General features: G+C 62.5%; 11 protein-coding genes. 4 read left to right on the top strand and 7 right to left on the bottom strand.

Annotated elements, in window-relative coordinates; translation table 11 throughout:
* Positions 1-54: 54 nt before the first annotated feature.
* From A6A03_RS03950 to A6A03_RS03925, 6 genes are all read right to left on the bottom strand, one after another.
* On the bottom strand, positions 55-1,017 hold the full coding sequence (locus tag A6A03_RS03950; protein ID WP_066783766.1) for a DNA adenine methylase: 963 nt from the start codon (positions 1,015-1,017) through the stop codon (positions 55-57).
* 534 nt (positions 1,018-1,551) lie between these two features.
* Positions 1,552-2,556 carry a zinc-dependent alcohol dehydrogenase gene (locus tag A6A03_RS03945; RefSeq protein ID WP_066783764.1) on the bottom strand — a complete coding sequence of 335 codons (1,005 nt, stop codon included), beginning with the start codon at positions 2,554-2,556 and terminating at the stop codon, positions 1,552-1,554.
* Positions 2,557-2,586: 30 nt separating this feature from the next.
* Positions 2,587-3,249: a RibD family protein gene (locus tag A6A03_RS03940; RefSeq protein WP_066783761.1), complete on the bottom strand. Its 663-nt coding sequence runs from the start codon at positions 3,247-3,249 to the stop codon at positions 2,587-2,589.
* A complete protein-coding gene (gene folB, locus A6A03_RS03935) occupies positions 3,246-3,629 on the bottom strand; it encodes a dihydroneopterin aldolase (RefSeq protein ID WP_066783759.1) in 384 nt (127 codons plus the stop codon). Before folB ends, A6A03_RS03940 begins: the two co-directional genes overlap by 4 nt.
* Positions 3,622-4,488, bottom strand: a complete 867-nt coding sequence (locus A6A03_RS03930) for a class I SAM-dependent methyltransferase (RefSeq protein WP_066783757.1) — start codon at positions 4,486-4,488, stop codon at positions 3,622-3,624. Before A6A03_RS03930 ends, folB begins: the two co-directional genes overlap by 8 nt.
* A 9-nt stretch (positions 4,489-4,497) precedes the next feature.
* Positions 4,498-4,992, bottom strand: coding sequence for an NYN domain-containing protein (locus A6A03_RS03925; protein ID WP_066783755.1), 495 nt, complete (start codon positions 4,990-4,992; stop codon positions 4,498-4,500).
* A 496-nt stretch (positions 4,993-5,488) separates the two neighbouring features.
* Between A6A03_RS03925 and A6A03_RS03920 the strand changes: the two genes are divergently transcribed.
* The 3 genes from A6A03_RS03920 (at position 5,489) to A6A03_RS03910 (ending at position 8,302) form a co-directional block, all read left to right on the top strand.
* Positions 5,489-6,010, top strand: a complete 522-nt coding sequence (locus A6A03_RS03920) for a protein-tyrosine phosphatase family protein (RefSeq protein WP_066783753.1) — start codon at positions 5,489-5,491, stop codon at positions 6,008-6,010.
* 27 nt (positions 6,011-6,037) lie between these two features.
* Complete coding sequence (locus tag A6A03_RS03915) at positions 6,038-7,114, top strand: DUF4097 family beta strand repeat-containing protein (protein ID WP_066783751.1); 1,077 nt, start codon at positions 6,038-6,040, stop codon at positions 7,112-7,114.
* A gap of 303 nt (positions 7,115-7,417) precedes the next feature.
* Positions 7,418-8,302, top strand: coding sequence for an alpha/beta fold hydrolase (locus A6A03_RS03910; protein WP_066783749.1), 885 nt, complete (start codon positions 7,418-7,420; stop codon positions 8,300-8,302).
* Positions 8,303-8,322: 20 nt separating this feature from the next.
* On the opposite strand, the gene A6A03_RS03905 is transcribed toward A6A03_RS03910, so the two are convergent.
* Positions 8,323-8,712 (bottom strand): globin, encoded by a 390-nt coding sequence (locus A6A03_RS03905; protein ID WP_066783746.1) that lies wholly within the window; start codon positions 8,710-8,712, stop codon positions 8,323-8,325.
* Positions 8,713-8,912: 200 nt separating this feature from the next.
* On the opposite strand from A6A03_RS03905, the gene A6A03_RS03900 reads away from it, so the two are divergent.
* The gene (locus A6A03_RS03900; protein ID WP_066783743.1) at positions 8,913-9,788 is read left to right on the top strand and encodes a hypothetical protein; all 876 of its coding nucleotides are present in this window, start codon (positions 8,913-8,915) and stop codon (positions 9,786-9,788) included.
* The last annotated feature ends 87 nt before the right edge of the window (positions 9,789-9,875 follow it).

Raw genomic sequence — 9,875 nt, 5'->3', positions numbered from 1 at the left:
CGTGCGGCAGTTTCACTGCCGCCATGCCGCCGCAGTGCAAGAGCGTCTCACTGCTCAGACGTGATAGATGCCACGCTCCTCGCGCATCACCGGCAACTCAGCGAGCCATGCCAAATCGCGCCCGATCACCAATTCGCGCAGCGTGGCATGATGGGTGTTTTTCATTGGCACTAATCGCATCTGAAAGCCATACTCGCGCGCAAGTTCTTTCACCTCTTCCGCTTCATCATACGTTAGCAGCACCTCGCCGGCCACCTGCCGGCACAAGTGGAACAGACGCCGGTGATCGATCTGGTGGTAGCGGTAGAGCCGTTTGCCGGCCCGCTTACCGCCGGCTGTGTAAGGCGGATCGACAAAGAACACGGCATCCGTGCAGCGGGCAAATTCTTCAATCACTGCCATCCCATCAGCGCAGCGAATATCGATCCGGTGAGCCACCTGTTGCAGATCACGCAGCCGGCGGGCTAAGGTCTGAGGGTACCAGCGCGAGGCGATGCCTTTGCCGTTTTCGCCGTGCTTGAGAAAACTGGCGCCATCGGCCAGAATTCCGCCGTGGAGGGTACGGTTGCGTAGAATGGTGTGAAAGGCGCGTTCGCGCAGACTGGCCGGCGGACGGCTCAACTCAGCGATCAGCGTTTCGCGGCTGAGTTGGAACGAGAGAATGCGCTCGGCCAGCCATTCTGCTTCGCCGCTAACAATCGTTTGCCAAACCGCAGCCACATCCTCGTCGAGTTCAACCATCACCACGCGCTCGACCCAATGCTCAAACAACGCGGTGAGGCTGATAATCCCGCCGCCGGCGAATGGTTCGACCAAGATGCGCGGCTTCTGTGCTAAACTGGCCATCCAGCGCCGGAAGGTAGGGACAAACCACGTCTTGCCACCCGGATAGCGAAACGGGCTGCGCTGCGGAACGGCAGCGACGTTGACAGGCTGCGGCAGGCGGGTTGGTCTATCACGGGATTGCTCGCCGTCTGGCGTATCAGGAAACAGATCGAGTTGGTGTGGATGGGTCATAGGCTGTTGCTGCTAGCTTGTTGGTTCCCTATGTCATTGCGAGGCGCCGTCAGGCGGCGACGCCATCCCCCGTTTTCCGCTTGTCATTGCGAGCCAAGCGTAGGGGCATCACACCGTGATGCCCGCGCGTAGGGGCATCACACCGTGATGCCCGCGCGTAGGGGCATCACACCGTGATGCCCGCGCGTAGCGACGCCATCCCCCGCTTTCCGCTTGTCATTGCGAGCCAAGCGTAGGGGCATCACACCGTGATGCCCGCGCGTAGGGGCATCACACCGTGATGCCCGCGCGTAGGGGCATCACACCGTGATGCCCGCGCGTAGGGGTATCACACCGTGATGCCCGCGCGTAGTGACGCCATCCCCCGCTTTTCGCTTGTCATTGCCAGCGAAGCGAAGCAATCTCCCGCGAGCACGGGAGCAATCCCCTCAGCGTTCGCTCGCGCTGAAGCAGGAGATTGCTTCGGGCGCTACGCGCCCTCGCAATGACAAGCGGGATTGTCATCACTTGCCGCCAGAGCGATTCGCCAACACCTCACCCATACTCCACCATCACCTGCACCATACCCGCTGGCGCCTGATCGAGCAGCGCATACGCCGCCGCCGCTTGTGCGATCGGGAAGCGGTGGCTGACCAGCTCGGCCAGCCGGAGCTGGGGTAACAGCTCGAGCACGGTTGCGGTGCGGCGGGCGTAATCCCAGCGCGGCAGGGTTTCCGGCGCCAGCCGGCCTACCTGCGATGAGCGCACTGTCACCCTCCCGCGGTGGAAGTGGCCGCCGAGGGTGAGTGTCACCGGCTTTTGCCCGTACCACGAAGCGACCACCACCAGCCCTTCGACGGCCACCATCTCAATCGCCGGTTGCAGGGCCGCTGGCGCGCCGCTCACCTCGATGGCGATGTCAACCCCGCGTCCGCCGGTCAGTTCAGCAATCGCTGCCGGATCGGCGTGGGCCAGCGTGATTGCGCCGAAGTGTCCGGTGAGTGCGCGCCGGTACGGGTCGGGGTCAATCGCGATCACGCGCACGCCGGCGCGGAGCAAGAGCTGCGTCACGAGCAACCCCACCACGCCTTGCCCCAGCACCGCCACCGTCTCGCCCAACCGCGGCGTAGCGTCGTGGCAGATGGTCAGCGCCGTTTCGACGTTGGCGTAAAATCCTCCCAACGCTGGATCAAGGTTGTCAGGGAGCCGCTTGACCAGATGCGCCGGCACGGTAAAGACGTTCTGGTGAGGGTGCAAGGCGGCGACCGCATCGCCAATCTTGAGACCATCGACACCGGGGCCAACATCGATCACTCGTCCAGCAATGGCGTAGCCGTATTTGATCGGGAAAGCGAAGCTACCGCTAAGGGTCGGCAGATCAAGCGGCAGGGTAGGATCGACTTCGCCGCGGTAGACCAGCCGCTCGGTGCCGTGACTGATCAACGAGGCGATAGCGGCCACCCGCACCTCGCCGGCTGCCGGTGGCGGCGCGGTTTCCCGGCGCACGGTGACGGTGCGCGGTGCGGTGAACCAGATGGCTTCAGCGGGAAGGGTTTGCATAGCGGGTTTCAATGCGATAGTGCAAAGCGGTCAACTGTACTGGATGTCGCCCTCTATCACCACATCGGCGCCGTACACCGTCCATGTTGCGTTAGCCAACTTCATCGCCTGCGCGAGCGTTGTCATACCTAGATCGCCGATCGCAACCGGCCCCGCGCCAAGGATCAGCGGCGCGATCGTGATCGCAACCGCATCGGCTAAACGCGCGCGCAGCAAGCTGGTGAGCAGCCGCGCGCCGCCTTCGACCATCACGCTGGCGATGCCGCGTTCACCCAGCGCCGCCAGCAGCGCTGCGAGATCGACTCTGCCGGTTGAGGTGGCCGGCACGGTGAGGATCGTCGCGCCACGTTCCGCCAAAGCAGCGCGTTGTGCTGCCGGCGCGGCGGCGGTGCAGGCCAGCACGGTGCCGTGAGCGGCGCCGTCGCGGATGACCGCGGCGGTTAGCGGGATGCGCAGCGTGCTATCGACGATCACCCGCAGCGGATCGCGCCCCTCGACCAGCCGCACCGTCAAACGCGGATCGTCGCGCAGTACCGTGCCGATGCCAACCATAATCGCGTCGTGGGCAGCGCGCAGCCGGTGGCAGAAACGCAGTGATTCCGGCCCGCTAATCCATTGCGAGCTGCCATCAGCCGCCGCCACTCGCCCATCGAGGGTCTGGGCAAAACTGAGCGTCACTCGTGGTCGGGTCATCGCCGGCGCACAATCTCAACGACCGAGCCGGCGAGGATGGTGTCGCCGAGCCGCACCCCCGGCTTGGCCACCCGCACCGCCACCGCGCGAATCTGCGGATGGTCGGTGAGCACTGCCGTCGCAATCCGCTCGGCGACCGCTTCGGTCAATTGCAACGCTGGCCCGCAGACAATCTCGCGCGCCCGATCGTGAATCTGGCTGTAGTCTACCGTCTGGTTCAAGTCGTCGCTGGCCCCGGCAGCGCGCAGGTCAAGCTCAACCGCCACATCCACCACAAACCGCTGGCCGAGCTGGTTCTCTTCCGGGCGGGTGCCGTGGTAGCCAATAAACTGCATCCCGCTGAGGATAATCCGGTCGTGGCCGATCCCCCAATCACTCATCGTCGCTATCCTTTTCTACCGCGAGCCCGTACATCAGCGGGATCGCCGGCACGTCGGGCGGCGCGTGCCACCGGCGGTCTGTCGCCGGAACCATCCGCTCGAACGGTCGCTCACCATTGACATAACAATATTCGCGTAGCTCACGGAGCCGCAAACCGGCCTGTGCCAGCGCTGTCACCACCTCACCCACTCCCCAGCGATAGAGGGTGCATGGCTCGGGGTTAGTAAAATCGCGCACACCGGGCAAAAAGCCGGACGGCGACAAGCCGCCTTCCGCTGCGCCGACATAATCTCCCACTCCCGGCAACTCCAGCGGCGCGCCGCCGTGCGGGTAGTCGTAAGCCAGTCGCCAATCGGCGCTAAACATGTTCGAGGCGGGATGAAACTCCATCAGCGCAAACCTCCCGCCGGGAGCGAGCACGCGGGCAATGCCGGCGGCGAAGGCGGTGAGATCGCGCAACCAGCAGATCACGCCGTAACCGGCATAGATGCGCTCGAAGCGCAGACCATCCGCTGCCGCGGCGGCCAAATAGGCGTAGACATCAGCCTGCACAAACGTAGCCGGAATGCCGCTGGCCGCACTCAGTGCCTGCGCATGGGCAATCGCGGCATCGCTGAGATCAACGCCGGTGACGATGGCTCCCTGCGCGGCCAGTGAGAGGCTATCGGTCCCCGTGTTGCAGAGCAGGTGCAACAAGCGGCAACCGCGAATCTCGCCAAGCAACGCCATCTCTTCCGGGAACAACGTCGAACCGCCGTGGCGCAGAAAGGCAGCTTCATCGGCGCGATGGCTGGTATGCGCCGGCACCACCGCATTCCACGAACGGCGGTTTTGTTCAGTGATCGGGTCGGGTGTCATCGTCTGCGCTCAATAGTAGTGCGTGTCTTCGTCCTCATCAACACCAAAAAACCGTAACCATTCCTCAATTTCAGCCTTGCTCAGCGGGCGATCAGCGCGTTTATCGCGGGCATTGACGCGCGGCTGATCAAGCGCCTGCAAGCGGCGGGCAAACTCTTGCGCCGAGATGACCGGAATGCCGCGCGCTTGCGCTTCCCCCGCCACGGCCCGGTCTGAGGAAACGACCAGCCACTCTTCCCGCCGCCGGATCGCCCGAATCTGCCGGATGAGTTCGTGATCGGCGGTTTGCGGCGGTTTGGCGAAGCGCGTCTCAATACCGTAACCGTTCAAGTTTTGCGGATGGCCGTACACGCCGCCGTCGAAGACGACCACAATCTTACGGCCACGCTTGCGCGCAGCGTAGCGGCGAAGTTTAGCAACCAACTTCGCCTCGTCGTCGGGATCGCTCAATTCGATGTCTGGCATTTGGCCGATTAAGTTGTGGCCGTCGATTAAAATAGGCATGTCTCTATTGTACCTGATGTATGGCTTGCGCTGCCGGTGTTCTCTTGTGGACCCGCTTGTCATTGCGAGGGCGCGCAGCGCCCGAAGCAATCTCCTGCTCAAGCGCGAGCGAACGCTGAGGGGATTGCTCCCGTGCTCGCGGGCCGTTTGTCATTGCGAGGGAGTGGCGGCGTCCAGCAGCGCTGGCGCCGCCCGACCGAAGCAATCCCCCGCTTCAGCGCGAGCGAACGCTGAGAGGATTGCTCCCGTGCTCGCGGGAGATTGCTTCGCTACGCTCGCAATGACAATCCTACCTGTCATTGCGAGGGCGCGCAGCGCCCGAAGCAATCTCCTGCTCAAGCGAGAGCGGACGCTGAGGGGATTGCTCCCGTGCTCGCGGGAGATTGCTTCGCCTCGCAAGGGCATCACGATGTGATGCCCCTACCCTCGGCTCGCAATGACAAGCGAAAAGCGGGAGATTGCTTCGCTACGCTCGCAATGACAAGGAGCTACCACCATGCTGCCTCACCAGAACGCATATCTCGTCGCGCCGCGCTTCCTCGCCGGCGAGTATCCTGCTTCCACCGCGGCTGAGGCTGCTCGCCTTGAACAGTACATCGCGGTTGGCGTCTCGTGTTTTATCGATCTGACCGCGCTGGGAGAGGCATGGGACTACACGGCAGCACTGCCGTCTTCTGTCCACCATCTCCGCTTTCCTATCCCCGATTTTGGCCTGCCGGCGTCGCCAGCCGTGATGAACGCGATCCTCGACGCGATTGACCAAGCGCGGGATGGCGGCCAGACCGTCTATCTCCACTGTCGCGGCGGGATTGGCCGCACTGGCACGGCAGTGGGGTGCTGGTTGGTACGCCACGGCCAGACCGGCGATTCAGCGTTGGCAACACTGGCGCGCCTGTGGCAAACCGTCGCCAAAGCCGCCGTTCATCCCCATAGTCCAGAGACGCCGGCGCAAGTCGCGTATGTGCGGAACTGGGCAACGTTGCAACACTCACTGCCGGCAGAGCGTCGGATGCAGTGAAGGACACAACGCGAGGGGGAATGAACGATGCGTACAACTGATCCGCCGATCGGGCCGGAACGTCCGGTCGAGCGCCAAATGGGCCGGCGATTGCTGGGGATTGCCCTGATCCTCGGCGGGCTGGGCTGGTTGTTGTTTGAACTGTTGAGCCGGGGTACGATTGCTGGGATTGATCTGAACCTTGCCCGTTCTGATAGCGCGCAAACCATCCCGGCGCAACGCTTCACCGTGGCGCGGGTTGAAGTGAGCGGCGTGAACGATCAAGTCATCGTGAATGGTACGACCGGCGAAGAAGTGATCGTCAGCGGTTCGCGGCTAGGTTTTGGCTGGGCGGCGAACGCGGCTGCCGATGCCGCTGCCCAAATCGATGTGCATATCGAGCAACGCGGTGATACGCTCTACGTCAATGTCAATCACCAGCCATGGGCGCCGTGGAGCTTTGGCCGCAACCCGTATGCGCGCCTTGAACTGGCCTTGCCGCCTGATGTAACGTTCAACATTTCGCTGGTGTCGGGTGACGTGACGCTGCGCCAGACCGCAGCCAGCGGAACTGTCAGCACAATTAGCGGCGATGTGGTCGCCGACGGTGCGCGTGGCCAACTGACCATGAATACGACCAGCGGCGACATTGATCTGCGCGATTATCGCGGCTCGTTGCGGGTGACGACGGTGAGCGGCGATCTCACTGCGGTTGGCCAACTGGATGAGGTAATCGCGCAGACGACCGGTGGTGATGTGAAGCTGCGCGGCGAGCTTGGCGCCATCCAGATCACGACCGTCTCCGGCGATGTCGAGATCGATACCGCTGAGGCGGTACGGTTGGCGGTTGAGACGACCAACGGCAAGGTGTCGTTTACTGGCCGGCTGGCAAATGGGCAGCAACGGTTGTCAACCATTTCCGGCGATATGGCGATCACCCTCCTTGCGCCGGTCAATGCCAATCTCTCGTTTGCAACGGTGAGCGGGCGGATCGATGTGCCCGATCAATTAGCCGTGCAAGCGTTCAACCGGCGTTCGTTAACGGCGACCATCGGCGAGGGCGGGGCAGCGTTGAACGCGACTTCAACATCGGGGAACATCACCTTACGGTTGCGTGAGCCGTAATAAGTGCTGTCTACGCTTGGATGGAGTGCAGCAGCGCTTCACAAACGTGTGATGAGTATGAGTCGGTACGGCTCAGATGCCGCGCTGCTGTAGAGAGCGGTAGCGCAACCGTTCCTCAGATCTACCTTTATGGAGTGCGGCAGCTTCGCTGCCGCTGGTCACTGCGGGGTACGCCGATCTATTCCATCCACCCGGTGGAAACGCTTATACAAAACCTGTGCAAAATCATTGCAAACGTGGTATGCTGATTCTAGGCAAACCACGTTTGTCGTTTACCAATCTAACAGATGGAGTATGTGATAGATGGCAACCACACTGACCGATCCACAGGCTACGCGCCGGTTTGAAATCCGTGAAGAATACCGCAGCGGCCCTGACGGGTTGATGCGGGCTTGGATCTCATCACCCCAACAAGGCTTGCCGGTGCTCTTGATCCACGGCTACGGCGCATTGATCGAACACTGGCGTCCGGTGATGCGCCCAATTGCCAGTGAGCACACCCTCTACGCGATCGATCTCTACAATTTTGGCTATTCGGCCCGGCCCGCGGGCCGTCCGAGCCGCGAGCGGTGGGCCGCGCAGGCGGCGGCCTTCATCCGCGATACCATCGGCCAGCCTGCCGTGGTGGTCGGCCACTCGATGGGGGGCGTGGTCAGCGCCCAACTGGCCCGCGCCTATCCTGATTTAGTCAAAGCGCTGGTACTGGTCAACAGTTCAGGCGCGCAATTGCAGGCCCGTCCGCTCAGCCCCATTGACCGCCTCATGCTCAACGCGATTGGCGCGCCATTGGTTGGTGAAGCGCTAGCCGGTGTTTTCGGCAATCGCTGGGGCGTGCGGCAAGGCTTGCTCTCGGCCTACCACCGCAAAGAGTGCGTCACGCCAGAGCTGGTGGAGACGTTCAGTGGCCCGCTGCGCCGGTACGGCGCCGGTTCGTACCTCAAGGTCAGCCGCGAATTTGCCAATCTCGTGCTCGATCTCACGCCGGGCGAGATTCAGATGCCCACGTTACTCATTTGGGGGGCGGAAGATCAATCGATCCCGCCGGCCCATGCCGAGATTATCAAGAACCGGATGATCCCGCACGCCGAGATCAAGATCATTCCTGATAGCGGCCATTGCCCCTTCGACGAAACCCCGCAAGCCTTCCTCGACATTCTCTTGCCGTGGTTGCGGCACTTGCCCGCCTAAGGTTGATGCCGTCGTCGTCGTTACGGCGACGACGGATCCCACTGGTTCATCATCGCCTGCGCGGCATTGCGAAAATAGTCGGCCATCACGCTGCGGGCCGGTTCCGGCACACCGGCTTCATCGAGCGCGGCCAGCATGTGTTCGAGCCACGCATCGCGTTCGGCTGGCCCGATCGGGAACGGCGCGTGCCGCATGCGCAGCCGGGGATGGCCGCGCCGTTCGCTATACGTGCGCGGGCCGCCGAAATATTGCATCAGAAAGAGCCGTTGGTGCTCTTTGCCCGGCTCAAGATCCGCCGGGAACATGTGACGGAGGCGCGGATCAGCCTCCACCCGCGCATAGAAGCTATCCACAATCCGGCGGAAGGTGGGTTCGCCGCCGATCTGCTCATAAATGGTTGGTTCGCTCATGGGAATGCCTGCACTAGAACGATCGCTGTTGCGCCGTCGCCGGCGCTGTTTTTATGCTACCATAAGTCCGGTGGTTCGTCCGTATCCTGCCCGATCAGGGCAACGATACCAATGATTGCTGTGGCGAACCTTGTCCGCAAGCTCTTCCCTATGGAGTGCGGCAGTCAAACTGCTGCACTCCATCTCAGACACCAACCGCTATGACCTATCCTACTCTTTCCATTGCTACTGATCGGCTTCGTCTCACGGTTCTGGCCGCCGGCGGGCCGCGCATTCTCGGTTTGCAGCTTGACGACGGCCCTAACCTGTTGGCCGAAACGCCGGCGGCGCGTTGGGCAACGCCGTGGGGCGAGTTTGCCTTGCTCGGCGGCCACCGGCTCTGGCATGCCCCCGAAGCCTTTCCGCGCAGCTATTGGCCCGATCTGGCTGGGCCAGAGGCCGAGCTCATCGATAATGGCGTCATCTTGCGCAGCGCCGTTGATCCGGGCGGGATTGCCAAAACCATTGCCATCACGCTTGATCCAACCCAACCGCGTGTGCATCTGCGCCATACCCTGACCAATCATGGCCTATGGCCGGTGGAATTGGCGCCGTGGGCGATCACCCAACTGGCGCCGGGCGGGGTGGCGATCTTGCCGCTGCACGATGGCCAACCGCCGGCGAATCCGCTCGCGCCTCATCGCCAGATTGCCTTGTGGCCCTATACCCCGTTACCCGATCCGCGGCTCCACCTCACCGCCGATTACATCCTCATCGACACCTCGCTCAGCGGCCCGCCGGCCAAAATCGGCGCGCATAGCCCTGCCGGCTGGTTAGCCTATCTCCATCACGGGGTAGTGTTTCTCAAGCAGGTTACGTATCATCCTGATCAACCCTACCCTGACCGCAACAGCAACCTCGAAATCTACTACGACCAAGGCTGTACCGAATTAGAAACGCTTGCGCCATTGCTGCGATTAGATCCCGGCGCCGCTGTCACGCACGACGAAGTATGGCTCGTTGCGCCATGGTCAAGCCACATAGATCGCGGAGATCTTTTCAAAACCCTCGCCAAAATGGTAGCGGAGCTGGTATAATAACGGCGCGCGGTACAGAGTAATAGCAGATATGACATGGGCTGGCAGCCGCAACGCGACGCCATTCGGGGCCTCATGGCGATAGCC

It is taken from the genome of Chloroflexus islandicus (assembly GCF_001650695.1).
GTDB classification, from domain to species: Bacteria; Chloroflexota; Chloroflexia; order Chloroflexales; family Chloroflexaceae; genus Chloroflexus; species Chloroflexus islandicus.
This window is presented reverse-complemented; position numbering and strand designations above follow the sequence as displayed.

Coding starts and splice junctions, on each gene's coding strand:
- A6A03_RS03950 (WP_066783766.1), bottom strand. CDS start 1,017: ATGACCCATCCACACCAACTCGATCTGTTTCCTGATACGCCAGACGGC.
- A6A03_RS03945 (WP_066783764.1), bottom strand. CDS start 2,556: ATGCAAACCCTTCCCGCTGAAGCCATCTGGTTCACCGCACCGCGCACC.
- A6A03_RS03940 (WP_066783761.1), bottom strand. CDS start 3,249: ATGACCCGACCACGAGTGACGCTCAGTTTTGCCCAGACCCTCGATGGG.
- folB (WP_066783759.1), bottom strand. CDS start 3,629: ATGAGTGATTGGGGGATCGGCCACGACCGGATTATCCTCAGCGGGATG.
- A6A03_RS03930 (WP_066783757.1), bottom strand. CDS start 4,488: ATGACACCCGACCCGATCACTGAACAAAACCGCCGTTCGTGGAATGCG.
- A6A03_RS03925 (WP_066783755.1), bottom strand. CDS start 4,992: ATGCCTATTTTAATCGACGGCCACAACTTAATCGGCCAAATGCCAGAC.
- A6A03_RS03920 (WP_066783753.1), top strand. CDS start 5,489: ATGCTGCCTCACCAGAACGCATATCTCGTCGCGCCGCGCTTCCTCGCC.
- A6A03_RS03915 (WP_066783751.1), top strand. CDS start 6,038: ATGCGTACAACTGATCCGCCGATCGGGCCGGAACGTCCGGTCGAGCGC.
- A6A03_RS03910 (WP_066783749.1), top strand. CDS start 7,418: ATGGCAACCACACTGACCGATCCACAGGCTACGCGCCGGTTTGAAATC.
- A6A03_RS03905 (WP_066783746.1), bottom strand. CDS start 8,712: ATGAGCGAACCAACCATTTATGAGCAGATCGGCGGCGAACCCACCTTC.
- A6A03_RS03900 (WP_066783743.1), top strand. CDS start 8,913: ATGACCTATCCTACTCTTTCCATTGCTACTGATCGGCTTCGTCTCACG.